The organism is Jiangella muralis, assembly GCF_001270745.1.
GTDB lineage: Bacteria > Actinomycetota > Actinomycetes > Jiangellales > Jiangellaceae > Jiangella > Jiangella muralis.
In genome coordinates this window covers 231,570-257,708 of sequence record NZ_KQ434756.1, presented here as the reverse complement: position 1 = coordinate 257,708, position 26,139 = coordinate 231,570, and the positions used below count along the sequence as shown (strand labels likewise).

At 72.1% G+C, this 26,139-nt stretch carries 25 protein-coding genes and 1 tRNA gene; 14 read left to right on the top strand and 12 right to left on the bottom strand.

The features are described from left to right. Window positions 1–64 precede the first annotated feature (64 nt). Window positions 65–988: an SH3 domain-containing protein gene (locus tag ACW62_RS13120; protein ID WP_053204540.1), complete on the top strand. Its 924-nt coding sequence runs from the start codon at window positions 65–67 to the stop codon at window positions 986–988. 65 nt (window positions 989–1,053) lie between these two features. On the opposite strand, the gene ACW62_RS13115 is transcribed toward ACW62_RS13120, so the two are convergent. Then, window positions 1,054–2,007, bottom strand: coding sequence for a GNAT family N-acetyltransferase (locus ACW62_RS13115; protein WP_053204539.1), 954 nt, complete (start codon window positions 2,005–2,007; stop codon window positions 1,054–1,056). Between the two features lie 144 nt (window positions 2,008–2,151). On the opposite strand from ACW62_RS13115, the gene purM reads away from it, so the two are divergent. Then, window positions 2,152–3,222 (top strand): phosphoribosylformylglycinamidine cyclo-ligase, encoded by a 1,071-nt coding sequence (gene purM, locus ACW62_RS13110; RefSeq protein WP_205629316.1) that lies wholly within the window; start codon window positions 2,152–2,154, stop codon window positions 3,220–3,222. An 83-nt stretch (window positions 3,223–3,305) separates the two neighbouring features. On the opposite strand, the gene ACW62_RS13105 is transcribed toward purM, so the two are convergent. Both ACW62_RS13105 and ACW62_RS13100 read right to left on the bottom strand, forming a co-directional pair. Further along, window positions 3,306–3,527 carry a DUF3073 domain-containing protein gene (locus ACW62_RS13105; RefSeq protein WP_053204538.1) on the bottom strand — a complete coding sequence of 74 codons (222 nt, stop codon included), beginning with the start codon at window positions 3,525–3,527 and terminating at the stop codon, window positions 3,306–3,308. A 144-nt stretch (window positions 3,528–3,671) separates the two neighbouring features. Then, window positions 3,672–4,766 (bottom strand): Glu/Leu/Phe/Val dehydrogenase dimerization domain-containing protein, encoded by a 1,095-nt coding sequence (locus ACW62_RS13100; protein ID WP_053204537.1) that lies wholly within the window; start codon window positions 4,764–4,766, stop codon window positions 3,672–3,674. 92 nt (window positions 4,767–4,858) lie between these two features. On the opposite strand from ACW62_RS13100, the gene ACW62_RS13095 reads away from it, so the two are divergent. Both ACW62_RS13095 and ACW62_RS13090 read left to right on the top strand, forming a co-directional pair. Then, the gene (locus tag ACW62_RS13095) at window positions 4,859–6,496 is read left to right on the top strand and encodes a DHA2 family efflux MFS transporter permease subunit (RefSeq protein ID WP_053204536.1); all 1,638 of its coding nucleotides are present in this window, start codon (window positions 4,859–4,861) and stop codon (window positions 6,494–6,496) included. Window positions 6,497–6,688: 192 nt separating this feature from the next. Continuing rightward, window positions 6,689–6,910 carry a BldC family transcriptional regulator gene (locus ACW62_RS13090; protein WP_026874431.1) on the top strand — a complete coding sequence of 74 codons (222 nt, stop codon included), beginning with the start codon at window positions 6,689–6,691 and terminating at the stop codon, window positions 6,908–6,910. Between the two features lie 442 nt (window positions 6,911–7,352). Here ACW62_RS13090 and ACW62_RS13085 read toward each other — a convergent pair whose 3' ends face one another. From ACW62_RS13085 to ACW62_RS13060, 6 genes are all read right to left on the bottom strand, one after another. Beyond that, window positions 7,353–8,420, bottom strand: coding sequence for an aldo/keto reductase (locus ACW62_RS13085; RefSeq protein ID WP_053204535.1), 1,068 nt, complete (start codon window positions 8,418–8,420; stop codon window positions 7,353–7,355). A 398-nt stretch (window positions 8,421–8,818) separates the two neighbouring features. After that, window positions 8,819–8,891 (bottom strand) — tRNA-Phe (locus ACW62_RS13080). Between the two features lie 61 nt (window positions 8,892–8,952). Continuing rightward, complete coding sequence (locus tag ACW62_RS13075) at window positions 8,953–10,962, bottom strand: bifunctional copper resistance protein CopD/cytochrome c oxidase assembly protein (RefSeq protein ID WP_053204534.1); 2,010 nt, start codon at window positions 10,960–10,962, stop codon at window positions 8,953–8,955. Beyond that, a complete protein-coding gene (locus tag ACW62_RS13070; RefSeq protein WP_053204533.1) occupies window positions 10,962–11,597 on the bottom strand; it encodes a copper resistance CopC family protein in 636 nt (211 codons plus the stop codon). The genes ACW62_RS13075 and ACW62_RS13070 overlap by 1 nt, the downstream gene beginning before the upstream one ends. Further along, window positions 11,590–12,327 carry a YcnI family copper-binding membrane protein gene (locus ACW62_RS13065; protein WP_053204532.1) on the bottom strand — a complete coding sequence of 246 codons (738 nt, stop codon included), beginning with the start codon at window positions 12,325–12,327 and terminating at the stop codon, window positions 11,590–11,592. Before ACW62_RS13065 ends, ACW62_RS13070 begins: the two co-directional genes overlap by 8 nt. Window positions 12,328–12,407: 80 nt before the next feature. After that, complete coding sequence (locus tag ACW62_RS13060; RefSeq protein ID WP_157574719.1) at window positions 12,408–12,959, bottom strand: hypothetical protein; 552 nt, start codon at window positions 12,957–12,959, stop codon at window positions 12,408–12,410. 139 nt (window positions 12,960–13,098) lie between these two features. On the opposite strand from ACW62_RS13060, the gene ACW62_RS13055 reads away from it, so the two are divergent. The 4 genes from ACW62_RS13055 (at window position 13,099) to ACW62_RS13040 (ending at window position 17,425) form a co-directional block, all read left to right on the top strand. Further along, a complete protein-coding gene (locus tag ACW62_RS13055; protein ID WP_053204530.1) occupies window positions 13,099–13,878 on the top strand; it encodes an ABC transporter ATP-binding protein in 780 nt (259 codons plus the stop codon). Further along, window positions 13,871–15,241 (top strand): FtsX-like permease family protein, encoded by a 1,371-nt coding sequence (locus tag ACW62_RS13050; protein ID WP_205629315.1) that lies wholly within the window; start codon window positions 13,871–13,873, stop codon window positions 15,239–15,241. The genes ACW62_RS13055 and ACW62_RS13050 overlap by 8 nt, the downstream gene beginning before the upstream one ends. Window positions 15,242–15,909: 668 nt before the next feature. After that, window positions 15,910–16,653, top strand: coding sequence for a DUF72 domain-containing protein (locus tag ACW62_RS13045; RefSeq protein WP_053204628.1), 744 nt, complete (start codon window positions 15,910–15,912; stop codon window positions 16,651–16,653). A 16-nt stretch (window positions 16,654–16,669) separates the two neighbouring features. Beyond that, window positions 16,670–17,425: an endonuclease/exonuclease/phosphatase family protein gene (locus tag ACW62_RS13040; RefSeq protein ID WP_053204528.1), complete on the top strand. Its 756-nt coding sequence runs from the start codon at window positions 16,670–16,672 to the stop codon at window positions 17,423–17,425. Here ACW62_RS13040 and ACW62_RS13035 read toward each other — a convergent pair whose 3' ends face one another. Continuing rightward, the gene (locus ACW62_RS13035; RefSeq protein ID WP_053204527.1) at window positions 17,426–17,875 is read right to left on the bottom strand and encodes a Fur family transcriptional regulator; all 450 of its coding nucleotides are present in this window, start codon (window positions 17,873–17,875) and stop codon (window positions 17,426–17,428) included. A 52-nt stretch (window positions 17,876–17,927) separates the two neighbouring features. Continuing rightward, entirely contained in the window at window positions 17,928–18,638 is a 711-nt protein-coding gene (locus tag ACW62_RS13030) for a TetR/AcrR family transcriptional regulator (RefSeq protein WP_205629314.1), read from the bottom strand. Between the two features lie 126 nt (window positions 18,639–18,764). Between ACW62_RS13030 and ACW62_RS13025 the strand changes: the two genes are divergently transcribed. Both ACW62_RS13025 and ACW62_RS13020 read left to right on the top strand, forming a co-directional pair. Then, on the top strand, window positions 18,765–19,157 hold the full coding sequence (locus tag ACW62_RS13025) for a VOC family protein (RefSeq protein ID WP_053204626.1): 393 nt from the start codon (window positions 18,765–18,767) through the stop codon (window positions 19,155–19,157). Window positions 19,158–19,230: 73 nt separating this feature from the next. Then, on the top strand, window positions 19,231–20,640 hold the full coding sequence (locus ACW62_RS13020; RefSeq protein WP_083459709.1) for an MFS transporter: 1,410 nt from the start codon (window positions 19,231–19,233) through the stop codon (window positions 20,638–20,640). A 105-nt stretch (window positions 20,641–20,745) separates the two neighbouring features. Here the strand turns inward: ACW62_RS13020 and ACW62_RS13015 are convergent, their stop codons facing one another. Continuing rightward, on the bottom strand, window positions 20,746–21,576 hold the full coding sequence (locus ACW62_RS13015) for a PP2C family protein-serine/threonine phosphatase (RefSeq protein WP_053204526.1): 831 nt from the start codon (window positions 21,574–21,576) through the stop codon (window positions 20,746–20,748). A 192-nt stretch (window positions 21,577–21,768) separates the two neighbouring features. Between ACW62_RS13015 and ACW62_RS13010 the strand changes: the two genes are divergently transcribed. From ACW62_RS13010 to ACW62_RS12995, 4 genes are read left to right on the top strand one after another with little or no spacing between them, the layout of a single operon-like run. Further along, window positions 21,769–22,602 carry an IclR family transcriptional regulator gene (locus ACW62_RS13010; RefSeq protein ID WP_053204525.1) on the top strand — a complete coding sequence of 278 codons (834 nt, stop codon included), beginning with the start codon at window positions 21,769–21,771 and terminating at the stop codon, window positions 22,600–22,602. Continuing rightward, complete coding sequence (locus ACW62_RS13005; RefSeq protein WP_053204524.1) at window positions 22,599–23,894, top strand: FAD-dependent oxidoreductase; 1,296 nt, start codon at window positions 22,599–22,601, stop codon at window positions 23,892–23,894. The genes ACW62_RS13010 and ACW62_RS13005 overlap by 4 nt, the downstream gene beginning before the upstream one ends. Then, window positions 23,891–25,201, top strand: a complete 1,311-nt coding sequence (locus ACW62_RS13000; RefSeq protein WP_053204523.1) for an ABC transporter substrate-binding protein — start codon at window positions 23,891–23,893, stop codon at window positions 25,199–25,201. Before ACW62_RS13005 ends, ACW62_RS13000 begins: the two co-directional genes overlap by 4 nt. After that, window positions 25,198–26,127: a carbohydrate ABC transporter permease gene (locus ACW62_RS12995; RefSeq protein ID WP_053204522.1), complete on the top strand. Its 930-nt coding sequence runs from the start codon at window positions 25,198–25,200 to the stop codon at window positions 26,125–26,127. Before ACW62_RS13000 ends, ACW62_RS12995 begins: the two co-directional genes overlap by 4 nt. Window positions 26,128–26,139: the final 12 nt, after the last annotated feature.

The following is a 26,139-nucleotide window of genomic DNA, read 5'->3' as shown; positions in this document are numbered from 1 at the left end:
TGGGGGAGAAGTAGTGTCGCAGCCGCGTCACGGTCGGTCTCGTCGTAGACGGGCCAAGCTGCCGGTGCTCACCCGCCTGCCCGCCCTCACCCGGCGTCGCGTCGCCCTGCTGGCCGCGCCGGTGGTGCTGGCCGGTGCCGCCGTCGCCGGAGTCACGCTGTGGCCCGACGACGCCGCCGTCGGCGACAACGCCACCGCGTCGATGGACATGCCGGAGCGCGAGGAGTCCACGAGCCGCGGCGAGGACCGTCCGGAGCTGCCGTCGGTGACGCCGAACGCAGCCCCGACGCCCACCGCCACGCCGACCCCGACACCGACGCCGACTCCCACCCCGACGCCGACCCCCACGCCGACCCCGACACCGACGCCGACTCCCACCCCGGAGCCGACGGTGGCCGGGCAGCTGTTCGTGACGGCCGGCCTGAACGTGCGCACCAGCCCCGACCTCGACGCCGAGGTCGTGACCGTGCTCGGGTCCGGTGTCGAGGTCGACATCACCGGCGCCACCGAGGGCACCTGGTCGCAGATCCTGCTCGACGGCGACCCGTTCTGGGTGGCCACCGAGTACCTGGCCGACGAGCCGCCCGCCGAGGAGCCGTCCGGTGGCATCTCCGCCGCCGAGTGCGAGTCCGGCTCCGGCGTGGAGGACGGCCTCACCCAGGACGCCATCCGCGTGCACCGGGCCGTCTGCGCGCTGTTCCCGCAGGTGTCGTCGTACGGCGGCCTGCGCTCCGGCGACGGCGGCGAGCACGGCAGCGGCCGCGCCCTGGACATCATGATCAGCAGCTCCGTCGGCGACGACATCGCGGCCTACGTCCGCGAGAACTACCGCGAGCTGGGCGTCAGCGAGGTCATCTGGCAGCAGCGCATCTGGACCGTCGAGCGGTCCTCGGACGGCTGGCGCTGGATGGAGGACCGCGGCGACGCGACCGCGAACCACTACGACCACGTCCACGTGACCGTCTACGGCAACGAGGGCACCACCTGACGCGGGATGGCTGGCGGTCTGGTGGTGCCATAGCGCCAGCAGACCGCCAGCCATCGCCAGTGACGTCAGCCTGACACGAGGTCGATCCGGGCGCTCTCCTGGACGAACCCGACGGCTTCGAACGCGTTCGCCATGGGGACGTTCGCGTCGTCCGTCTCGCCGACGACCTTCTCCGCACCCTGCTCGGCCTGCCAGCGCGTCATCCACGCCAGCAGCTCGCGGGCGTACCCGTGGCCACGCTGCTCCGGCACGACGCCGACGTAGCCGGTGAACACCTTCGTGCCGGGGTCGCCGGTGACGAGCCCGGCCAGCGCGCCGTCGACGTCGTACGCGACCCGCCAGCCGTCGACCGGGCCGGCGTAGTTCACCATGTCGGCCAGTTCCTCGGCGGCCAGCTCGGCCGCGTCGCGGGTGCGCAGCGACCGCTGCGTGTGCGCGTCGAGGCTGCCCTCGAACGTGCGCCGGTACGCGTCGGCCAGCACGGGGTCGTCCGGCCCGCTGACCGGCTCGAACCGCAGCCGGTCACCGACGGACGGGACACCGGCGTCCGGCGTCCAGCGGAACCGGCGCCGGGTCACCAGGATCTCGAACCTGGCCGCCTTCGCCGCGGCCAGCAGGTCGGTCAGCGCCGGCGGCGGATCGTCGCGCCAGCCGGCCGGCGGGTGCAGGTTCAGCTCGACCTGCTCGAGCCCGTCCGCGCGCAGGTCCGCGACCGCCTGCCGGAGCAGCTCCGTCATGGTCTCGACGCGGTCCGGCTCGGCGCCGAGCTCGAACAGGTCGACGATCCAGGGGTGGTCGTTGGCCGGTGCGCCCCAGGCGGCCAGCCGGCCGACGGTGCGGCCATCGCGGTGGGCCGTCCAGACCCACTCGGGCCGCCGCTTGCGGGCCGCGAACGCGGTGGTGAGGTGGTCGTCGGTGACGACGAGATCGGCAATGTAGGTGCCCAGCTCGGACCGGGCGCCGCGCAGCAGCGCGAGCGCCTGTTCGGGCGTGTTGGGACGGGTGATGCTGAGGTGCATGTCTCTCCTTCGGAGAGTCAGCCGCCCTCACCGTGGAGGGCGGCGCGGAAACCATGGCGGTACATCGCGACCTCCTCTCCTGTCGGGCCGGGCCGGCTCACGGCCCGGACACTGGACCCCAGCCTACCGGATACGCTTCTGTCCGTGTCGAGCAGTGAGAATGCGCCCTCGGGCGCCACCTATGCCAGTGCCGGGGTCGACATCGAGGCCGGCGACCGCGCCGTCGAGCTGATGAAGGAGTGGGTCGCCAAGACCCGCCGCCCCGAGGTCGTCGGCGGTCTCGGCGGCTTCGCCGGGCTGTTCGACGCCAGCGCGCTCAAGGCGTACCGGCGGCCGCTGCTGGCCACCAGCACCGACGGCGTCGGCACCAAGGTCGCGGTGGCGCAGCGGATGGACGTCCACGACACCATCGGCTTCGACCTCGTCGGCATGGTCGTCGACGACATCGTCGTGTGCGGCGCCGAGCCGCTGTTCATGACCGACTACATCGCCTGCGGCCGCGTGGTCCCGGAGCGCACCGCCGCCATCGTCAAGGGCATCGCGCAGGCCTGCGTCACGGCGGGCTGCGCGCTCAGCGGCGGCGAGACGGCCGAACACCCCGGCCTGCTGGGCCCGGACGAGTACGACGTCGCGGGCGCCGTCACGGGCGTCGTGGAGGCCGACGCCCTGCTCGGCGCGGAGCGGGTGCGCGCCGGTGACGTCGTCGTCGCGATGGCGTCGTCGGGGCTGCACTCCAACGGCTACTCGCTGGTGCGGCACGTCCTGCTCGAGCGGGCCGGCTGGGCGCTGGACCGGGACGTGCCCGAACTGGGCCGCACACTGGGCGAGGAACTGCTCGAGCCGACCCGCATCTACGCGCAGGACTGCCTGGCGCTCGCGGCCGCCGTCGAGGTGCACGCGATGTCGCACGTCACCGGCGGCGGGCTGGCCGCCAACCTGGCCCGCGTGCTGCCCGGCACCGTGACGGCCCGGCTGGACCGCGCGACGTGGGCGCCGCAGCCGGTGTTCGGGCTGGTCGGCGCCGTCGGCGAGGTGGCGGAGCCGGAGCTGGAGAAGACCCTCAACATGGGTGTCGGCATGGTGGCCGTCGTGGCGGCGGACGCGGCCGACGCGGCGGTGCGGCTGCTCACGGACCGTGGGGTGACGGCGTGGATCGCCGGCGAGGTGGTCGGTGGCGACGGATCGGCGACGCTGCACGGCGCCTATCGCGGCTGATCGAACGGCTCAGGCGGTCTGCTGGCCCCGGCGACCCGAGGCCGGCAGACCGCCCGGACGAAACGTTGCGCTATCGGACCCGGTCAACCCGCGTGACGACGGGGTTCGTCGTCATCGTCGTCGAGGTAGCGCGAGTACTCGTCGTACTCCTCGCCGTCGTTCTCCTCGTCGAGGTCCGTGTGACTATCGTCATTGCCGTCGGTGCCCAACTCACGCTGCAAAGCGCCGAAGTCGGTGTCCAGCTGCTGGTACTTCAACCGACGGGCGACCTTTGTCTGCTTGGCCTTGGCCCGGCCGCGCCCCATAGGGTCGACCCCCTCGCACAAACCGGGGCGACCAGCTCACTGGACGCCCTCGTTTCCGTTCGAATGACATCTACTCGTAGGGTCAACGGTACAGGGTCGGAGGCTGTTCCGCCTCATCCGGTACCAACAAGCGGGCCCCGTGCGTCATCGGCCCAGGTAGACATCACGCAATCGGCTGACGGCGGCGATTCGGCGCTCGGCCAGGCGGTCGGCGGCGACGGCCGGGGGCACACCGTCGTCGGCGGCCAGCTGGAAGATCGCGCGGGTGGTGTCGAAGATCTTCGTGGCCTTCGTCTTGGCCCGGTCGAACGAGAATACGTGCAGCTCATCGGCGACCTGGATGACGCCGCCGGAGTTCACGACGTAGTCGGGCGCGTACAGGACGCCGGCGTCGTCGAGGCTCTTCTCGATGCCGGCGTGGGCGAGCTGGTTGTTGGCGCCGCCGCAGACGGCGGCCACCTTGCCCTCGGTGAGCAACGTCATGGTGTCGTCGTCGAGGGCGCCGCCCAGCGCGCACGGCGCGTACACGTCGATGCCGGCGCCCAGCAGCGCGGTGGCGTCGTCGACGACGTCGACCTGCGGGTGTGCGGCGCGCAGCTGGTCGAGCGCATGCTCGGACACGTCGGTGACGACGACCGAGGCGCCCTCGTCGAGCAGCAGGCCGGTCAGCTTGGAGCCGACCTTGCCGACGCCGGCGATGCCGACCCGCCGTCCGGCCAGGCTGGTGCCGCCCCACAACCGCTCGGCGACCGCGCGCATGCCCTGGAACACGCCGAACGCGGTGAGCACGCTGGAGTCGCCGGCGCCGCCCTCGGCCGGCGAGCGGCCGGTGACCCACCGGCTCTCGCGGGCCACGACGTCCATGTCGGCGACATAGGTGCCGACGTCGCAGGCGGTGATGTAGCGGCCGCCGAGGGACTGGACGAACCGGCCGTAGGCGCGCAGCTGCGTCTCGGACTTGTCCAGCTCCGGGTCGCCGATGATGACCGCCTTGCCGCCGCCGTGGTCGAGGCCGGCGAGGGCGTTCTTGTAGGTCATGCCACGGGAGAGATGCAGGACGTCCTCGAGTGCGGCGTCCTCGGATTCATACGGATAGAACCGGGTACCGCCCAGGGCGGGTCCGAGGGCGGTGGAGTGGAGCGCGATGATGGCTCGTAGGCCGCTTCCGGCATCGTGGCAGAAAACGACTTGCTCGTGTCCGGTGTGTCGACCGAACACCAGCGGCGACGCCTTGGTCATGGTGGTGACCCTTTCACGTCAGAGCCCGCGGGGTGTGCGGGCTGGTGTCAAGCTCACTCTAGGACGACCGGCGGTACCGAGGAGGCAGCACGGTGAGGCGATGGCACGGGAACCCGTGGGCGATCCTGCTCACGTTGTGTCTCGGCTTCTTCATGACGCTGCTCGACGTGACGATCGTCAACATCGCCATCCCGAGCATGATGACCGAGCTCGGCGCGTCGCTGGACGAGATCCTCTGGGTGATCAACGCCTACGTGATCATGCTGGCGGTGCTGGTCATCACGGCCGGCCGCCTCGGCGACCTGCGCGGCCAGCGGATGATGTTCATCCTCGGCGTCTCGGTCTTCACGCTGGCCTCGCTGGCCTGCGGGCTGTCGCAGGGGCCGGCCATGCTGATCGCCTGCCGTGTCGTGCAGGGCATCGGCGCGGCGATCCTCATGCCGCAGACGTCCGCGCTGCTCATCATGACGTTCCCGCCGGAGAAACGCGGCACGGCGTTCGGCATCTGGGGCGCGGTGGCCGGTGTCGCCACCGTCGCCGGGCCGACGCTGGGCGGGCTGCTGGTGACGGTGTTCGACTGGCGGTGGATCTTCTTCGTCAACGTGCCGGTGGGCGTCGTCGTGCTGGCCATGGCGTGGTCGATCATCCCGGAGTCGCCCCGTCGCGAGCGGCACTCGCTCGACCTGCCGGGCGTGGCGCTGGCCAGCGTGGCGCTGGTCTGCCTGACGTTCGGGCTGGTCGAGGGTGAGCGGTTCGGGTGGGGGCAGGTGTGGGAGTTCGTGTCGATCCCCGCGCTGCTGGTGGTGGGCGCCGTCCTGCTGGCCGTGTTCCTCGTGCTGCAGGCGATGCGTCAGGACCGCGAGCCGCTGATCCCGTTCGGCCTGTTCCGCGACCGCAACTACTCGGTGATGAACGGCGTGGCGGGGCTGGTCGCGATCGGGATGGTGGGAACGTTCCTGCCGATCACCATCTACCTGCAGACGGTGCTCGGCCACACCGCGCTGGAGGCCGGGCTGACGCTCGCGCCGATGTCCGTCGTCGCGATGTTCGTGGCGCCGTTCGCCGGCCGGTTCACCGACCGCGTCGGCGGCAAGTACATCCTGATCACGGGCCTCTTGCTCTATGGCGGCGGCGTGCTGTCCTTCGCCATGGTGGCCACCGACTCCGCGCAGTGGTGGCACTTCCTGCCGTCGCTGCTGGTTGCGGGGCTGGGGCTGGGGTGCGTTTTCGCCCCCATGAACACCGTGGCGATGCGCGACGTGTCCGGACGGGTGGCCGGCGCGGCGTCCGGGGTGCTGAACACGAACCGTCAGCTGGGTCAGGTGGTGGGCAGCGCGGTCATCGGGGCGGTCCTGCAAGGGCTGCTCTCGAGCCGTCTGCATTCCGAGGCGGTTGCGGCCGCAACGGCTTTGCCACCCGACGCGCGGCAACCATTCATCGACGGCTTCGCCGGGGCCGCAGAGGGAGGTCTGCAGGTCAGCGGCGCACAAGATGGAATTGACATGGCACTGCCACCGGGAGTTTCTCAAGAAGTCGCGGGAAAGATCGCCGAAATGGCCCACGATGTGTTCATACAGGGCTATGTTGATGCAATGAAGCCGACGCTGATCGTTCCGGTCGCCGCCGTGGCATGTGGGGCACTGCTGTGTCTCGCAGTCAAGGGTGGACGAACGGCGCGAGAAGCGGAGGTGGGTGGTGCCGGCACGCGGACGATCTCCGATGCCGGGTAGGCCGGCCCCGCACGAGTTGGGTCGGTTCGCGGCTTACGTGAACCTTACGTAGGCTAGAGACACCCTGGGTGGACATCATCCGAATGGCTGGCTTGAGTCGAGCCGTACGGGCGGTGTCGTTCCAGGGGGTCGGCAAGGTGGAATATCCGGTGTGGCGGGAAACCTCCCGCTATGGGATCTAAGGAGGTGACGATGGCGACCAGGACACAAGACGCCGAGCCCCTCCTCACTCCTGCCGAGGTGGCGGCCATGTTCCGGGTGGATCCGAAGACGGTGACCCGGTGGGCCAAGGCCGGCAAGCTCACGTCGATCCGGACGCTCGGTGGCCACCGGCGGTACCGCGAGTCCGAGGTGCGTGCGCTGCTCAACGGGCAAGGGTCCGCAGTGGAGCGCGTCGAGGTCGGCGAGCTCTAAGGGGTGAGAATCGTCCCACCATACGCTCGACCTTGCTGAGCGGGGGCGGTAACGGGGAAGTCAAGGCTGGGCCCGTAGGCGGCGGGCCAGGCCTGCGGCGGGGGCTGCGCGGGAACGCGTAACTAGAAGTCGTGTGACCTGTGGTGCAGGATCACGCGAGATCGGGTCGGCGTCGCGAGTGTGACGGAGTCAGCCCCGGGTGGGGTATGGCTGCACTGTCGCATCGCACAAGCCGCCAGGCGTCGACACGGGCGGTGGGCAACCGGCCGCCCGTGTCCGCTACTTTCGACGGTCGCTTTCTTTTTTCGCACACCTTCTTTCTTATCGGCCATTCGGCCAGAATGTGCGGGGCCTTTCGGCGGCCACGAATGCTTCAAGGCTCAATTGTCCGGCCGGTGCTTTGTGACGCATGCGCCGCACTGATGTCGTCGCCCTGACACATTTATCCGACGGCGCCGCGGTCACTGAATGGACGACGCCGGTGCGCCGGGTCGGACAGCGAGACCGGCGTCCACGCGCCGTCCGGGTGGTAGGCGTTGCTGCCGGGCGGCACGATCGCGTCGATACGGTCCAGCGTCGCGTCGTCAAGGGTGACCTCGGCGCCGTCGAGCAACGACTCCAGCTGCTCCATCGTGCGCGGCCCGATGATCGTCGACGTGACCGCCGGGTGCGCCAGGGTGAACGCGATGGCCAGCTGCGGCAACGTGCACCCCGCGTCGTCGGCCACCTCGACGAGGCGCTCGACCAGCTCTAGCTTGGCCGCGTTCACCGGCAGCGCCGGGTCGAATCGCCCGGGCGTCAGCCGTGCCCGTCCCTTCGTCAGGTCGACCGGGCTGCCCTTGCGCTGCTGGCCGGAGAGGAAACCGGAGGCGAGCGGGCTCCACGTCAGGACGCCCAGGCCGTAACGCCGGCAGGTCGGCAGCACCGACGTCTCGATGCCGCGGGCGAGTAGCGAGTACGGCGGCTGCTCGGTGCGGAAGCGCAGCAGCCCGCGCCGCTCGGACACGTACTGCGCCTCGACGATCTCCTCGGCCGGGAACGTGGAGTGGCCGAACGCGCGGATCTTGCCCTGGTGGACGAGGTCGGTCAGCGCCGACAACGTCTCCTCGATGTCCGTGGTGGGGTCGGGCCGGTGCACCTGGTAGACGTCGATCCAGTCGGTCTGCAGCCGGCGCAGGCTATCCTCGACGGCGGTGATGATCCAGCGGCGCGAGTTGCCGCCCCGGTTCGGTCCTTCGGTCAACGGCCTGTCACCCAAAGGAAAGTGCACCTTCGTCGCCAGCACGACGTCGTCGCGGCGGCCCTGCAGCGCCTTCCCCACGATCTCCTCGGACTCACCGGCCGAGTACATGTCCGCCGTGTCGACGAAGTTGATCCCACGGTCCAGCGCGGCGTGGATGATGCGGGCACTGTCGTCGTGGTCGGGGTTGCCGGCCGCGCCGAACATCATGGTGCCGAGGCAGTAGGGGCTGACGTGGATGCCGGTGCCGCCGAGGGGTCGATAGCGCATCTCTCGACGCTACGGTTTCGAGCGCACTCGAAGTCAACCCGCCGACGGACGAGCGGATCGACGCGTCCGTCCTTGCGCACCGGGCGGCCGTTCTTCCGCCGAGCCGGTTTCGGTGCCGCTCGGGTGCGGTATGGTCTCGCGCGATGTGCGCTTTGTCGCTTCTGCGCCGACGAGAACGGTGGCGAGGAGCTGCACCGCTCGGTGACCGGCTGAGCAGCGGCCCTGAGCTGGCCTCGCGCCCGTCGGTCCCTCCCGGCCGGTGGGCGCGGGGTCATCCCTCGTCCGCCCGCCATGATCATGTCCGCTCGCGGCGGGTCAGCGACCGCCAGTGAACATGATCATGAAACTCGCGACGCCGGGCGATGTACCAGCGACCAAGGAACGTGCTGGTGAAGGGGTGGACAGGGGCGGGTTCGATCCGCCGACCTTCCGCTTTTCAGGCGGACGCTCTTCCAACTGAGCTACCTGTCCTTGCGTTGGCGGGACGAGTTTAGCCGACGCTGACGCGCGGGCGAAATCGTGCCCGCCGGGGTCAGGCCTGCTCGCGCTTTGACCGCTCGTCGAGTTGGGCGAGGTAGGCGTTGTAGGCCGCGCGCTCGGCCTCGTCCTCGCCTTCGCGGCGGTCGAAGCGGCGCGCTTCGCGTTCGTCGGAGCGGTACCACTGGACGAACAGGGCGCCGATGACGATCAGGCCGGGCAGCTCGCCGAAGCCCCACGTGATCTGCCCGGCGAGGATCTGGTCGTCCAATGGCGCCGGCAGCCAGGGCATCTCGGTAGCGATCTCACGGTAGTAGTCGCCGGCGATGAGGCGGGACGATTCCATGAGGGCGAGGCCGAACACGGCGTGGAAGGACATGGCCAGCAGCTGCAGGACGACGCGGGCGGGGAAGGGCGGGCGCTTGGGCAGCGGGTCGATGCCGATGAGCATCTCGTAGAACAGGTACCCGACCACGAGGAAGTGGGCGCTCATCAGCATGTGGCCGGTGTGCGAGCGCATCGCCGTCTCGAACAGGCCGGTGAAGTAGACGGTGAACGAGCCGGACACGAACAGCGCGAGCGCGACCAGCGGGTGCGTCAGCACCTGGGCGACCGGGCTGTTGACGGCGGCGGTGATGGCCTCGCGGGGGCCGAACTGGCCCCGCCGGGCCGGCTTGAGCGCGCGCAGGGCCAGCGTGACGGGGCCGCCGAGGACCAGCAGGATGGGGCTCACCATCATGAGGATCATGTGCTGCACCATGTGCACCGACAGCATGACCATGCCGTAGGTCTGCAGCCCGCTCAGCCCGACGACGGCGACGGTGGCGAGGCCGGTCAGCCAGGCGAGGGTTCGCCCGACGGGCCACTTGTCGCCGCGACGGTGCAGGCGCCACACGCCGCCGAGGTAGAGCAGGAGGGCGGCGAGGATGCCGAGCGCGAACATCGCGTCGGGGTAGTACTCGGTCAGCAGCCGGCGCGGACTGATCTCGGGCGGGACCTGGAAACCGATGAGCGTGCGGACGACGGTGCGCACCTCGGGGATCTCGGGGCCGGGCGGCTCCGTGCGGCTGAGCGCGACGGCCAGACCCAGCGCCACGGCCATGATGATGACCTCGCCGACGGCGAGCCGGCGGAACGCGCCCGGACGGCCGGACTCGAGCTGCGGCAGGGTGTGGCCGCGGTGCCGCCAGCCGAGCCAGCCCAGCGCGATCAGCGCGAGCACCTTCCCGAACAGGATCAGCCCGTACGCGGACGTGAACACCTCGGCCAGCGATTCCAGCCGCACCCAGGCGTTCAGCACGCCGCTCGCCGCCACCATGACGAAGCAGCCCAGCGCGACGGCGGAGAAGGCGCGGGCCGCGCGTGGCAGCTCCTTCCCCCGCCGTCCCGCGTACCACGACAGCGCGACCAGCCCGCCGACCCACAGCGCCATCCCGACGAGGTGCACGAGCAGCGACACCCGCGCCGAGTGGTGGTAGTCGCCGGACGACGAGTGCCCGATCAGGCTGATCGGGACGAGCGTCGCGATGCCGAGGCAGAGCAGCGCGATCGCGCCGCCGTGCCCCAGCGTCAGCCGGGCAGCCGGGATGATCGCCAGCGCCAGCACGACCATCGCCGCGTATGCCCGGCCCTGCTCGACCGTCGACGTGTAGGAGACGAACGAGTCGCCGGCCAGTGCGTCCGGGAGCGGCCGCCCGACCAGGTCGGACAGCGTCAGCAGGTGGACGACGGCGGCGGCGACGGCCAGCACGAGCGCCGACAGCGACGCCGCCCGCAGTGCGTGCAGCGCCTCGCCGCCGAGCTGGCCCTTGCGGGTCGACAGCACGACCGCCAGGCCGAGCAGCCCGATGGTGACCGCGCCGGCGCCGTCGAGCATGGCCCGGGCGATCGGCAGCCCCCACTTGGTGACCTCGCCGGGGTCGCCCAGGCCGGGGATGCCGGACGTGGCGTCGCCGCCGCCGAGCACGAGCGCGACGACCAGCGTGACCAGGGCGACGCCGGCCGCCGCCACCCCCCATTGGCGGGTGGGCGGGACGACGTCGGCGGCCGGAGTCGTGGTGTTCATCAGCTGTCAGTGTCCTCCGGGGCGCCGCGCCGCCGGCCACCGGCCGCCACGAACGCGAGGACGGCGACGACCAGCGCGCCGCCGGCGATCAGGAGAACGGTCGCCGTCGAGCCCAGTCCGCCGTCGTCGTCGGAGGACGACGAGCCGGCGGCCGGCGTGGCGTCGTCGGACGGCTGCTCGGCCGGCGTCGACGCGGACGCCGAGGGAGGCTCCGACGGCGTCTCCGCGGGAGTCGACGCCGGATCGGCCGGCCCGGCCCCGGTGACGGTGAACTCGATGACGCCGTCGATCGGGTGGCCGTCGGACGAGACCACGCGCCACGCGATCGTGTACGCGCCGTCCGGCAGCTGGCGGACGGCCTGCGTCACGGTGTCGCCGACGACGTCGGGGTCGCCGTCCTGGTACTCGGTGCCGTCGGCGCCGGTGACCGCGACCTGCGTGAACTCGGCCGAGATGGAGTTGCTGTAGACCAGCTCGATCGCAGTGAGCGGCGTGCTGACGGTGTCGCCGTCCTCCGGCGTGCTGGCGACCAGCTGGTCGTGCGCGACGGCGGCGGGCGCGGCGTAGAGGGAGAGCCCGGCGACCGGGGCCGCGGCCAGCGCCGCGACCCCGATCAGGCGGCGGATGCTACGCACGACGCCGCCGCAGGGCCGCAGCGCCGATGCCCAGGCCGGTCGCCCCGACGACGATGCCGCCGATGCCGACCCCTCGGGCGAGGTCGTCGGTGCCGTCGCCGGACGCGGCGGTGGCGGACGAGTCCTCGGCGCCGCCCTCGTCGGACACGTTCTCGGCCGCCGGCGCGCCGCCGTGGCCGTCGTCGCCGGTCGCCTCGACGATCTCCAGCGACGGCGCCGGGCGCTCCGGCTCCTCCTGGCCCTCGACCGTCTCCTCGGCCCACGCGACGACCTCGCCGTCGTCGTAGGTCTGGGTGGCGGGGAGGAAGTAGGTGCCGGCCTCGGGGAGCGGGCCGACGGAGATGGCGAACTCGTCGAACTCGCCCGGGCCGATGCGCACGCCGGGATCGGCGGTCCAGGTGACGGCCGTGACCGCCTCCTCGAGCGTCCGGTCGCCGACCTGCACCGGCTCCGGGAACTGCGTGGTGGTCAGTTCGGCGGTCCAGCCGGCGTGTGGCTGCACACGCACCGACGGGATCGGGGTGTCGGCCGGGAGGTCCAGCCGCACCTGAATGGTGCCGGCGGTGTCCGACTCGTTCGGCACCCGGACGGTGACCTTGGCGTAGGAGCCGGCGGTGTCGACGTCCGGCCGGATGGTGACGTGCGCCGCCGCACCTGCCGCGAGCACCACCCCCAGCGTGACGGCCCCACCGGCGGCGAGCGCCGCCCGGGCGAGGGTACGTGTGATCATGAAATGCGTCCTTTGTCTCAGTCGTGGAGATGCACGGAAGCCCCGCGGCGCCCATGCGGCACCGCGTCCCCCGTGGTCGATCAGCCCAGAACCGGCAGCGCCGGCGGGCCTCTCCACGGCGTCGACCGGACCAGCCGGACGCTGCGCGGCGCGGCCGCGACGACCTCGCCGCCGGTCGGCCACACTCGCGCGACCGCGAGGACGGGCGACGCGAGCAGCTCGCGCACCCGCGTGAGCAGCACCGTCGCGGACAACGAGGCCAGCGACCACGCTACGTTCTCGGCGCCGGCCAGCAAGAACGTCAGCACGACGGCGGACAGCACGTGCGCCAGCGCCATGCCGCCCGACGGGACGACGGACGACGCGCCGTCGTGGTGGCCGTCGAGCGTCAGCAGGACGTGCAGCACCGGCTGGGTGAGCACCAGCAGCGCCGCGATCTCGACCACCGAGCGGCGCCGGTCGGCCAGCGCCACGCACGCGACGCACAGCAGCAGCGCGACCGCGACGAAGCCGGGCTGGGTCGTGACGTCGCCGCCGGCGGCCGCGTGGGCCAGCGTCGGCAGCAGCAGGCAGGCCGCGGACATGACCAGGCCGCGCGCGAAGCGCGCTCGACCGCGTCCGAAACCTGGCACGTCGTCACTGTACCGAGCAGGTCAAGACGGGGGGTTAGCCCCACCCCGACTGGGGAGTCAACTCCATCGTGCCCGGCCAGGGCGGATTCCAAGATTGTCAGTAGGCGCAGTCGAGCGCCTCCCGAGAACGGAGAGAGACATGGCTGGGCATGACATCACGAGGGCCGCGGAGGCACTGCGGCTGGTGCAGGTCAGCAAGACCTACGGCACCGGCGACAACCCGGTCCGGGCGCTGGACGACGTGTCCGTCAGCCTGGCCGCCGGCACGTTCACCGCGATCATGGGCCCGTCCGGGTCGGGCAAGAGCACGTTCCTGCAGTGCGCCGCCGGGCTCGACCAGCCCACCGACGGCCGGGTGTTCATCGACGGCTCCGAGTTGACCGGCGGCAGCGAGACCGCGCTGACGAAGTTCCGCCGGCAGCGCATCGGCTTCATCTTCCAGCAGTTCAACCTGCTCCCGACGCTCACCGTCCTGCAGAACGTGACGCTGCCGCTGCGGCTGGCCGGCAAGCGGGCCGACCGCAAGCGGGCGGTGGCGATCCTGGAGCGGGTCGGACTGGGCGAGCGGATCAACCACCGTCCGGCCGAGCTGTCCGGCGGCCAGCAGCAGCGGGTCGCCATCGCCCGCGCGCTGGTCACGAACCCCAGCGCGATCTTCGCCGACGAGCCCACCGGCGCCCTCGACAGCCGCAGCGCCCGCACGGTGCTGACGCTGCTGGCCGAGGCGGTGCGCGAGTTCGGCCAGACGGTCGTCATGGTGACGCACGACCCGGTCGCCGCGGCGTACGCGGACTCGGTGATCTTCCTGGCCGACGGCCGCATCGCCGGCTCGCTGGACCGTCCGACGGCCGAGGCGGTCGCCGAGCGGATGACCCACCTCGGCGACGCGGCCGACCTGCGCGCGGCTGTGGGTGAGTGACGTGTTCGGGCTGGCCGTCCGCTCGCTGCGGCACCGCACCGGCGGGTTCGTCGCGAGCTTCCTGTCGATGTTCCTCGGCGCGGTCGTCGTCATGTCGTTCGCCGCCCTGCTCGACACCGCCGCCGGCCCCGGCGTCGACGCCGTCAGCGAGGAGACGCTGTTCACGATGGCGCTGGTCGTCGGCGGCTGGGGCCTGATCATCGTGCTGTTCGCGGTGATCTCGACCATGACGCTGTCGGTGCGCCAGCGGGCGTCGGAGATGGCGCTGCTGAAGAGCATCGGCGCGACGCCCTTCCAGGTCGGCCGGATGATCGTCGGCGAGGCCGCGGTCGTGGCCGTCGTGGCGGCGGCGCTGGCGATCCTGCCGGCGCTGGCCGCCGGCCGGCTGCTGCTGGACACGCTGCAGAACACCGGTCAGGTGGCTGAGGGGATCTCGTACGGCTTCGGCTCAGCGGCGCTGTCCATCGGCGTCGGCGTGACCTTCCTGGCCGCGGTCGGCGGCGCGGTCATCACCGCTCGCCGGTCGACCCGCATGCGGGCGAAGGAGGCCATGACGGCGGTGACGATCGAGCAGACGCGGATGACCCGCAAGCGCACGATCGCCGCCATCGCGTTCCTCGCCATCGGTCTGAACTGCGCGGTCCTCACCGTCGCGCTCTTCGAGGACAAGGGCATCGACGCGATGCAGACCGCCGGTCAGGCGTCCATCTGGTTCTCCATCGGGCTGGCGCTGTTCGCGCCGGTGCTGGTGCGGGCCGTGACGGCGGTGCTGGCCGGCCCCATGCGGCTGCTCGGCGGCACCAGCGGCTACCTCGCCGTCGAGAACGTCCGCCGCCGGACGCAGCACATGGCCGGCGCGCTGATGCCGATCATCCTGTTCACCGGCATCGCCACCGGCACGCTGTACATGCAGAGCATCGAGAACTCGGCGCCGCCGGCGGTCGGCACGTCGATCCCGCCGGACGAGGCGCAGGCGATCGAGACGCTGAACCTCGTCGTGGTCGGCATGCTGTCGGTGTTCGCGGCGATCCTGGTGATCAACACGCTGGTCGCGGCCACCACGTACCGGCGCCGCGAGTTCGGCCAGCAGCGGCTGGTCGGCTCCACCCCGCCCCAGGTGCTCGGCATGGTCGGTATGGAGGGCATGGTGCTCGCGGCGGCCGGCGTGCTGTTCGGCTCGATCGGCTCCATCGTGACGGTGTTCCCGTACAGCCTGGCGCGCACCGGCGACCTGCTGCCGGACGCCACCATCGGCATCTACGTCGGCATCGTCTCGACCGCCGCCGTGCTCACGCTGGCGTCCTGCCTCGGCGCGGCCCGGAAGGCGATCAGGATGCCCGCGGTGCAGGCAGTCGCCGTGTGACGTGACCGCGGGAGGGGCGGGGCGGGGCGACGGCGCGGGTGACCGGGCGGTCGCCCCGCCCGTGCGTGCGTGGTGCCGCCGAGCCGCCCGCGCTGACGCGAGAGCCCCACTCGCCGACGATCGGCTCGCCTGCGGCCGCCATCCGTTGCGGCTGCTCGACCTTGAACCAGCCGACCCAGTTCCCGTCCAATGGCGGATGGCGGCGCTGGTGTCGGCCAGTTGGCTGAGTCCTGTTGCGGTAGCCGGTGAGCGGGTCGCGCCGGAAGGTTCAGTCGGGAGCTCGGGCGGCGGGGACCATGATCATCCACGTTTCGTGACGTGATAGCAGCCCAAAACGTGGATGATCATGACGACCGAGGTGCGCATCGGCGCACGACTAACCCGGCGACGGTACGCGGCCAGGTGTACCCAGTCTCCCGTCACCGCGCCGCTGAGCCGAATAGTGAGACGTGCTCCGCTGGTAGCGGCCAACTGTTGACCTCGTGCGCGGATCACGGCAGCGGTGCCGTGAGACATCACCGCCGCGGCGGGCTCGCTCCAGTCCATGTCAGCACCGACCTCGTTCGCAGATGGGGCACGCTCAACTCTTGATAGGAACACTCGAGCCTATTGAAGGCGCAGACGACGCCGCGCGTTCGAACCGGCCGCGAATGGGCACGGAACCGGCCATGGTGGTGCGCGTGGGGACGTCGGGCTGGCAGTACGACTCCTGGCGCGGCGTGCTGTATCCGCCCGGGCTGGCCCAACGGCGCTGGCTGGAGCGGTACGCCGAGGAGTTCGCGACGGTCGAGAACAACGGCGCGTTCTACCGGCTGCCGCGGCGCGAGACGTTCGAGTCGTGGCGCGAGCGGTTGCCCGCCGGCTTCGTCATGGCGGTGAAGGCGAGCCGGTACCTGACGCACATCCGGCGGCTGCGCGACCCGGAGGAGCCGGTGCGCCGGCTCCTCGACGTCGCCTCGGGACTGGGCGACCGGCTCGGGCCGGTCCTGCTGCAGCTGCCGCCGAACGTGCCCGCCGAGCCGGACCGGTTGGACCGCTGCCTGACGGGGTTCCCGCGCGGCGTGCGGGTGGCGGTCGAGCCGCGACACGAGTCGTGGTGGTCCGACGAGGTCCGGGCACTGCTGGAGCGGCACGGCGCGGCGTTGTGCTGGGCCGACCGGCGGGGCCGGCCGGTCACGCCGCTGTGGCGGACGGCCTGCTGGGGCTACCTGCGGATGCACGAGGGCGCGGCGCGGCCATGGCCGGCGTACGGCGGGCAGGCGCTGCGCGGCTGGGCGGACCGGCTGGCCAGGACGTGGCCCGGCGGCGAGGACGTCTTCGTCTACTTCAACAACGACCCCGGCGGCGCGGCCGTGCGCGACGCCGTCCGGTTCGCCGGGCTGCTGCGGCGGACCGGCGCCGTCCGCACGTGACCGCTACGCTGCCGCCGTGGAGCCGGGTCTGCAGCTGCGTGTCGCGACGTTCAACATCCGCAACGGCCGTGCCCTCGACGGGTGGAACTCGTGGTGGTTCCGGCGCGGCGCCACGGCCGCGGCCATCGGCGGGCTGGGCGCGGACGTGCTGGGCCTGCAGGAGGTCTACGAGTTCCAGCGCGCGTACCTCGCCCGGCGGCTGCCCGGCCTGCAGTGGTTCACACAGGGCCGTGGCGGCGGCCGGTCCGGCGAGCACAGCCCGGTCGCCGTCAGCGGCGGGTTCATCCGCGTCCTCGACCACCGCACCCGCTGGTACGGCGACACCCCCGACGTGCCCGCGACGGCGCTGCCGGACGCGTCGTTCCCGCGCATCGCGACCCTGCTGCGCTGCCGCGACCAGCGCACCGCCCGCGAGTTCACCGTCGTCAACACCCACCTCGACGAACGGCACACCGCCAACCGGGTCGCGTCGACCCGGCAGCTGGCCGGCTGGCTGGACCCTGACGTCCCCGTCGTCGTCATGGGCGACTTCAACGCCGGGCCCCGCGACCAAGCTCTGCAGCCGCTGCTGGACGCCGGGCTCCGGCCCGCGCCCCTGACCGGCGGGACGATGCACCACTTCACCGGCGCGACGGACGGACGGCGCATCGACCACATCCTGGCCAGCCCGCACTGGACGTTCGAGGACGCCGAGGTCGTGCAGGAGCGGCCGGGCGGCCGGCTGCCGTCGGACCACTGGCCGGTCCGTGCGACGCTGCGGCTGGACGCCTGACTACTGGCAGCGCCGGCAGGTGCCGGACAACGCGATGTGCGGCGGGTCGAGCTGGAAGTCGTTCTCGTCGGCCAGCCGCCGTTCGATCGGGTCGAGCAGGTCGCTCGGGAGGTCGATGATGCGGCCGCAGACCCGGCAGCTCGCGTGCAGGTGGTCGTCGTGCCCGGTGGCGTCGGCGCCCAGATGGTAGGTGGTGGCGCCGCCGCCGACGTGCACCTGTGTGACGACGCCGAGCGTGGCCAGCGTCTCGAGCGTGCGGTAGACGGTGGCGCGGTGCACCGTCGGGTGCAGCTCGCGGACCTGCCCGGACAGCTGCTCGGCGCTCGGATGGCCGTCGACGGTCGCCAGCGCCTCGATGACCGCGTGCCGGGCGCCGGTGATGCGGTGGCCGCGGGCGCGCAGGCGGTCGAGTGCACGCTCGACGGCGGCGACGTCGTCGTCGACATTCACGCCTCTAGTGTCACGGCTGAGCACGGGAATCGCCACCCTGGCCGGCCGGGGGTCAGCCGGCCCGATCGGCGACGAGGCGCTCGACGCCGTCGAGGATGAGGCGCAGGCCGAAGTCGCGGCCGTTGTCCGGTGGCGCCCCCTCGCTGTCGAGCATGGCGCACAGCGTCGGGTAGCGATCGGCGTGCTCGCGCAGCAGCGCCGCCTGGCGCCGGTTGACCCACGGCTGGGTGCCGGCGGTCAACACGGACATGGTGGTGCGGACGTGGCCGCCGAGCATGCGGGCGAGGCTCATGCGCTCCGGGACGGTCAGCCCGGTCTCGGCGAGCGCGGCCGCCGACAGCTCCGTCCAGCCGGTCTCGTGGGGGCCCATGACGCGGTCGCCCATGGTGACCCAGGGCAGCCAGGGGTGCGCCTCCCACGTCTGCGCGAGCAGCCGCACCCACGCCTCGATGCGCGGCCGCCAGCTCGGCCCGGGCAGGTCGGCGAGCGTGGGCGGCGTGCCGACGGCGAGGTCGATCATGGCCGCGACCAGCTCGTCCTTGCCGGTGACGTAGCGGTAGAGCGACATCTTGGTGAAGTCGAGGTCGGCGGCGACGCGTTGCATGGAGACCGCCCCGAGCCCTTCGGCGTCGGCGAGATCGACCGCCGCCTGAGCGATGCGCTCGAGGCTGAGCACCGGCTTCGGCCCTCGCGTCGGTCCCTCTCGCAGCCCCCAGAGCAGCTGGATCGTGCCATCGGCGGCCGTGTCCTCGTCCATCACCATGTGCCCTCGCTTCCGTTGGCGAGAACTGTATCAAAATAGAGTCTTGCGGAAACAGTATCGGTAGGACACTGTTGTCCTCAGCCGGAAACAGTTGACCGGCGGACACAGATCAGGAAGGTGGGCAGCATGTCCCGCAAGCTCTTCGTCAACGTGCGCACCCAGGACGTCTCCCGCGCCGCTGACTTCTACACGGCGATCGGCTTCACCCTCGTGGAGGAGTTCTCCAACGAGCAGGCCGCCTGCGTCGCCGTCACCGACACGATCTACGTCATGGCCCTGACCGAGAGCTTCTTCGCCGAGTCGGTGGTGAACGGCGTCTCGACGTCCGGCACCCAGGCGATCCTCGCGGTCAACGTCGACTCTCGCGAGGAGGTCGACGAGCTGGCCGAGAAGGCGCTGGCGGCCGGCGGCGAGAAGGCCAAGGACCCGTTCGACGAGGGCTTCATGTACGGCCGCAGCTTCCTCGACCCGGACGGTCACCACTGGGAGCTGGTCTGGATGGACCCCGACGCCGCCTGAGCCCGGCCCGCGGCGATGAATTCGAGCGACTTTGTCAGTCGGTATCGGCACAATCATTCGCGGAGGACCCACGATGACTGACACACCACCCGTCGCCACCGGCCGGCAACTGCCGCGCGCGCTGACGCCGTTCCGCACCCCGGCCTACCGCCGCCTGGCGGTGGCCCTGGTGCTGTCGACGTTCGCCTCGGGTGTCTGGATCGTCGCGCAGGTGTGGGAGGTCATCCGCCTCGGCGGCGGGCCGGCCCAGCTCTCGGTCGTCTCCACGGCGTCGGCCCTCGGCGTGCTGCTGCCGGCGCTGCTGGCCGGCGTCGTCGCCGACCGCGTGCCGCAGAAGACCATCCTGATGTGCGTCGCCGGCATCGAACTGGGCGGCATGTCGCTGGTGGCGCTGCTCTCGCTCACCGACGTCACGCGGCTGTGGCACCTGGCCGTGGTCGCGTTCGTCACCGGCGTCGGCATGGCGTTCTACTACCCGGCCTACTCCGCGTGGCTGCCGGCGCTGGTGCCCGAGTCCGACCTCATGGCGGTCAACGGGTTCGAGGGCATGGTCCGGCCCACCATCGGCCAGGCGCTCGGACCGGCCGTCGCCGGCGCCGTCGTGGGCATGGCCAACCCCGGGTCGGCCGTGCTGGTCGCGGCCGGCGCGGCGGCGCTGGGCCTGCTGGCGCTGACGACGGTCCCGAAGACGGCGGTCCGCCGCGAGCTGCCGGCCGAGGCCGTCGCGCACCCCGTCCGCACCGCGCTCGCCGACATGCGCGAGGGGCTCGCGTACATGTGGCGCACGCCGTGGCTGCTGGCGACGCTGCTGTTCGCCAGCATGATGATCCTGGTGCTCATGGGCCCGCTCGAGGTGCTGACGCCGTTCATCATCAAAGACCGCCTCGGCGGTGGCCCCGGCGACCACGCATGGGTGCTGGGCGCGTTCGGCATCGGCGGCGCGGTCGGCTCGCTGATCATGGCGTCCATGCGCATGCCGCGCCGCTACCTCACCTGGATGAACCTGCTCTGGGGCGTCGGCTGCCTGCCGATGATCATCATCGGGTTCGCCGGGTCGGTCTGGGTGGTCATCGGGTCGGCGTTCCTGCTCGGGGCCATGTTCTCCGCGCCCATGGTCATCTGGGGGACGCTGCTGCAGCGACGGGTGCCGCCGGCGCTGCTCGGCCGGGTCGCCAGCCTCGACTTCTTCGTGTCCATCTCGCTCATGCCGGTGTCCATGGCACTGGCGGGCCCGATCTCCCAGGTCATCGGGTTGCGGGCGACGTTCGTCATCGCGGGCGTGGTGCCGGCGCTGGTGGCCGTCGTGGCGATCATCTGGGCGAAGCTCCCGGCCGACGAGCTGGCCCACCCGCTGCGCGACGAGCCGGGCGGCGACCCCGGCGGCGACCGCGACGGCGGTCCCGGCAGTGGCCCCGACGGCGACCTCCGCGTCGTCCTGCCCGGGCCCGACGGCGATCACGAGCGGGTGCCCGACCCGGCCTGACGGTCTCTGGCCGGCCGCAGCCAGCGGCCGGCCGTGCCCGCGACGGGGTGCGGGGCCGGTCAACCCGGGGGCCGGTCGCCCCGCGGCCGACCGGCCCGGGTCGGGTCAGCCGACGGTGGCGGCGCGGGCGAGGCTCTGCGCCAGCGCGGCCGCCGGGTCGATGAGGTTCACCGGGTTCCGGTGCGCGCCGACGAGGTGGCCGTTGCGGACGTGCGGGTTGCCCTCGTCGACGTCGCCGACGATGCAGGTGACGTTGTCGCGGCCGCCGGCCGCCAGCGCGGCGTCGACCAGCCGCTGCGCCGCGACGGTCGGCGTGCCGACGTCGAGCAGGTCGCCGATGACGTGCTCGGGGACGAAGTCGGTGAGGCCGTCGCTGCACAGCAGGACGCGGTCACCGGGCACGAGGGCGACCCGGGCGATGGTCACGTCCGGCGTCGTCCCGGCGGTGACCGACCGGACGACGACCGAGCGGTACGGGTGCGTCGGGATGTCCTGGCGCGTGATGCGGCCCTCGTCGACCAGTTCCTGCACGAGGGTGTCGTCGCGGGTGAGCTGCTGCAGAACCGGCCCGCGCAGCAGGTAGCCGCGGGAGTCGCCGACGTGCGCGAGGGTGAACCCGTCGCCGTCCGCGAGCAGCGCCGTCAGCGTCGTCGCCATGCCGGCGCGGGCGGGGTCACGCCGCACGCCGTCGCTGAGATGCGCGAACGCGAACCCGACGGCGTCGCTGAGCAACGCGACCGGGTCCTGCCGCTCCCGCGACCCGAGTACGAACGATGCGATGACGTGCGCGACGCTGGCCGACGCGACCTCGCCCGCCGCGTTGCCGCCCACGCCGTCGGCGACCAGCAGCAGCCCGGCGCTGGCGTAGCCGGAGTCCTCGTTGTTGTCGCGCACCAGGCCGCGGTCGGACGTCGCGGCCGGGCGGAATCGGAGCATCGGCACCTCGTTCCCTCGCCGGATCGGATCCCCACACCCTCCGCCGATCCGCCCGCCGTGCGCAAGCGCTGTCCCGGAACTGGGTCATTGACACGATTCAACGCGCGTCCTACGCTCGCCGCAATGTCGAACGTGCTTCGACATTGCCGAACGAATCGAGCGGCCGGATGGCGCGGCCGGAAACGGAACGACATGACTGACGACGACGTCGCGCGACCGAAGGCCGCCCCACGCCCGGAGCCGCGGACCGCCATCCAGGCGATCGACCGCACGGTGGGCCTGCTCGACGTCGTCGCCGGCGTCGGCTCGCACGGCATCGGCCTGGGCGACCTCGCCCAGCAGGTGGGGTTGCCGGCGTCGACCGCGCGGACGCTGCTGGCGTCGCTGGTGGCGCATGGGCTGGTCGCCCAGCACGCGACCAGCCGGCACTACCTGCTGGGCTCGCGGTTCTTCGAGCTCAACCGCCGGTTCGTCCTGCAGACCGACCTGTCCGCCGCGGCCGCGCCGGTGCTGCGGACGCTCTGGGAGCGCACCCAGGAGACGGTGCACCTGGCGGTGTTCCACGGCTACCGCCGGGTCGACATCGCCGTGCTGGTCGGCCCGCAGCTGCTCACCATCGACCCGACGACGGCCCGGTTCGTCGACGCCTCGGCGACCCCGCCCTACCGCACCGCGGCCGGCAAGGTGCTGTTCGCCGGGCAGCCGCGGCCGGACCGTCTGACCATGCTGCGCTCGGCGCCTTGGCGCGACGACAACCCGCCGGACGAAGCCGGGCTGATGGACGCCATGGACGACGTCGCCACGCACGGGTTCGCGACCAACCTCGAGGAGGAGGCGCCGGGCGTCTACGGCGTCGCGGCGCCGGTGCGCGATCACACCGGACGCACCATCGCGGCGGTCTGCGTCGGGTACCCGTCCGTCCGGCACACCGACGCCCACGCGGCCTCGCTGCGCGACGACGTCGTGGATGCCGCCGCCGAGCTGTCGCTGATGCTCGGCGCCGACCCGGGCCGGGTGAGCGCGTGACGCCCTACTACGACGTCGTCGTCGCGGGCGGCGGGACGGCGGGCGGGCCGGCGGCGACGCAGGCGGCCCGGCTCGGCGCCCGCACGCTGCTGGTCGAGAAGAACGGCGCGCTCGGCGGCACGACGACGGTGGCGGGGGTGTCGCTGCCGGGCCTGTTCCACGCGTGGGGCCGGCAGGTGATCGCCGGCATCGGCTGGGAGGCGGTCACGCGCTCGGTCCGCGAGGCCGGCCTGCGGCTGCCCGACTTCACCCAGTGGGAGCAGCCGCACCATCGGCTGCAGGTCCGGGTCTCGCCGGCGGTGCTGGCGGCCGTGCTCGACGACACGGTGGTCGGCTCGGGGGCGGAGCTGCTGCTGCACGCCATCGTGGCCGAGGCCGCGTGGGACGGCGCCGAGTGGCGGCTGACCCTCGCGACCAAGGACGGGCTGCACCGGATCCGGGCCGGCGCGGTCGTCGACTGCACCGGTGACGCCGACGTCGTCGCGCTCGCCGGGCTGCCCCGCTCGACCCGTCCGCGCCGCCAGCCGGGCACCATCATGGTCCGGCTCGGTGGCTACGACCTCGCCGCCATCGACGTCGACGCCGTGCAGGCCGCGCACGACGACGCGGTGCGCAGTGGTGACCTGCTGCCCGCCGACCTCGCGCACAACCCCGTCGCGAAGTTCCTGCGGGTCCGCGGCGAGAACGCCATCCACGTCACCGGCGTGCAGGGCGGCACCAGCCGCGACAAGACGGCGGCCGAGGTCGCCGGGCGCCGTACCCTGCTGCGGATCCTGCGGTTCCTGCTGCGGCAGCCGGGCCTGGAGCGGGTCGTCATCGAGTCGTGGGCGATCGAGACCGGCATCCGCGAGAGCTGGACCATCGACGGCCACGCCACCATCACGCTGGACGACTACGCCGGCGGCCGCGCGTGGCCCGACGCGCTCAGCTACAGCTTCTATCCGATCGACGTGCACCGGCCGGACGGCGACGGCATCGACATCAGGCCGCTCGCCTACGGCACCCTGCCCACCATCCCACGCGCGGCGATGATCCCCCGCGGATCGTCCCGGCTGGTCGTCGCCGGTCGCGCCATCAGCGGCGACCAGGAGGCGTCGTCCGCGTACCGGGTGCAGGCGTCGTCCATGGCCATGGGCCAGTCCGCCGGGGTCATGGCGGCGCGCGCCGTGGACCGCGGCGGCGACGTCCTGGACCTGCCGCTCGACCTGATCCGCGGCGACCTGCGCGCCCACGGTGCGATCCTGCCCGGCGACGTCGTCGTGCCACCCCTGCCCATCAAGGAGACCTCATGACCATCGACGCCGCTCGGTCCCGTCCCGCTCGGGCCCTGATCCAGCGCGCCACGCTCGGCACCGCCCTCGTCGTCGCGCTCGGCGCCTGCGGGTTCGTCAACTCCGGCGACGACTCGACCGAGGACGGCGGGTCGGGTGGCAGCCTCACGGCGTACGTCAACACCGAGCAGAACACCGGCCTCGCGCCGCTGATCGAGGCCTACGAGGAGGAGACCGGCGGCACCGTCGACATCTCCTCGGCCACCACCGACGAGCTGAACCAGCAGCTACGGGTCCAGCTGACGTCCGGGACGGCGGCGGACCTGATCAGGGTGTCGCCGGGGAACTCCAGCCCGGTCGCGGCCGGGGTGCTGGGCCGTGAGGGTGAGTTGACGGACCTGTCCGACGCGGCGTGGACGGACGAGCTGGGCGACGACACCCGCGCCCTCGCCGAGGTCGACGGCCAGGTGCTGGCCTTCCCGGTGAGCCGCAACGCCATCGTGATGGCCTACAACCGGCAGGTGTTCGAGGACGCCGGTATCGAGGTGCCGACCACCTGGCAGGAGTTCGTCGACGCCTGCGCGGCGCTGGACGCGGCCGGCGTCACGCCGATCGCGGCGCCGTTCCAGGGCGGCATCTTCTTCCAGTTCTGGGTCTACGCGCTGGCCGGGACGCTGGTCTACGCCGAGAACCCGGACATCGACGCGCAGCTGGCCGCGGGGGAGACGACGTTCGCCGAGAACCCGGAGTGGGGCGAGGTGTTCGCCCGCATCGCCGAGCTGCGCGACGCCGGCTACTTCTCCGACGGCATGCTGGGCATCCCCGCTGACCAGGGGATGCAGTCGGTCGCGACCGGTGACGCGGCGATGGTGCTGATGGTCTCCGCCGGCCTGCCGCAGCTGCACGGCTACTCCGAGGGCGGCGCCGACGCGTTCGGCGTCTTCGCGCTGCCGGGCAACGACGACCCGGAGGCGACGATGGTGCCCGTGGCGCCGGACTTCCTGGCCGTCAACGCGGCCGCCGACCCCGAGGCGGCGCTGGGCTTCCTCGACTTCCTCGCCGAGCCGGAGAACGTCGCGGCCTACGCGAACGAGATGGGCGTGCTGCCCGGCCTGGCCACCGACGTCGAGCTGGACAGCGACGTGCTGGCGCCGATCGCGCCGCTGCTCGCGGACGGGCGCTCCGTCGGCTACGCCAACTACCTGTGGCCCAACGGCGACGTCCAGCAGACCATGCTGCAGTCGGGCCAGGAGTGGCTCGACGGCGCCCTCGACACCACCGCGCTGCTCGGCCAGCTGGACGCCGAGTACGCCAAGGGCCAGTCGTGACCCTGACCGCCAGCCCGCCGTCGGTCGACGGCGGGCAGCAGGTCGGTCGCCGCCGGTCCCGACGGGCGAGTGTGCCGTACCTGCTGCTGGTGCCGGCGCTGCTCTTCTACGCGTTCGTGGTGCTGTGGCCGACCTTGCAGGGCGCCGGGTACGCGTTCACCGACTGGGCCGGACGGCGGGAGGCGCCGGGCTTCGTCGGACTGGACAACTTCACCGAGCTGTTCTCCGCACCGGCCGCCCGCTCCGCACTGCGGAACACCGTCGTCATCGCGGTCTCGACCACGATCGTGCAGACGCTGGTGGGCCTGGCGCTCGCGCTGGCGCTGCACTCGGCGCTGGCCAGCCGGAACCTGCTGCGGACCATGTTCTTCGCCCCGGCGCTGCTGCCGCCGGTGATCATCGGGTTCCTCTGGCAGTACATCCTGACCCCGGCCGGCCCGCTCAACGACGCCCTCGGCGCCGTCGGGCTGGGCGGGCTGACGCAGAACTGGCTCGGCGATCCCTCCGTCGCGCTGGCCAGCGTCATCGCCGTCATCATCTGGCAGAACGCCGGCCTCACGATGGTCATCTACCTCGCCGGGCTCGAGGGCGTGCCGCCCGAGCTGCACGAGGCCGCCACGATGGACGGCGCCGGGCGCTGGCAGCGGCTGCGGCACGTGACGCTCCCGCTGCTGGTGCCGGCCACCACGATCGCGCTGTCACTGACGCTCATCGGCAGCCTCAAGCTGTTCGACCAGGTCTACGTCATGACCGGCGGCGGCCCCGGCTACGCCACCGAGACGCTGTCCGTCGTCATGTACAAGGAGGCGTTCGTGTCGGGGCGGTACGGCTACTCCACGGCCATCGCGCTGGTCCTGACGATGATCGTCTTCGCGTTCGCACTGCTCCAGCTGCGGGCCCTGCGCCGGTTCGAGGTGCAGCGGTGAGCGCGGTGGCGG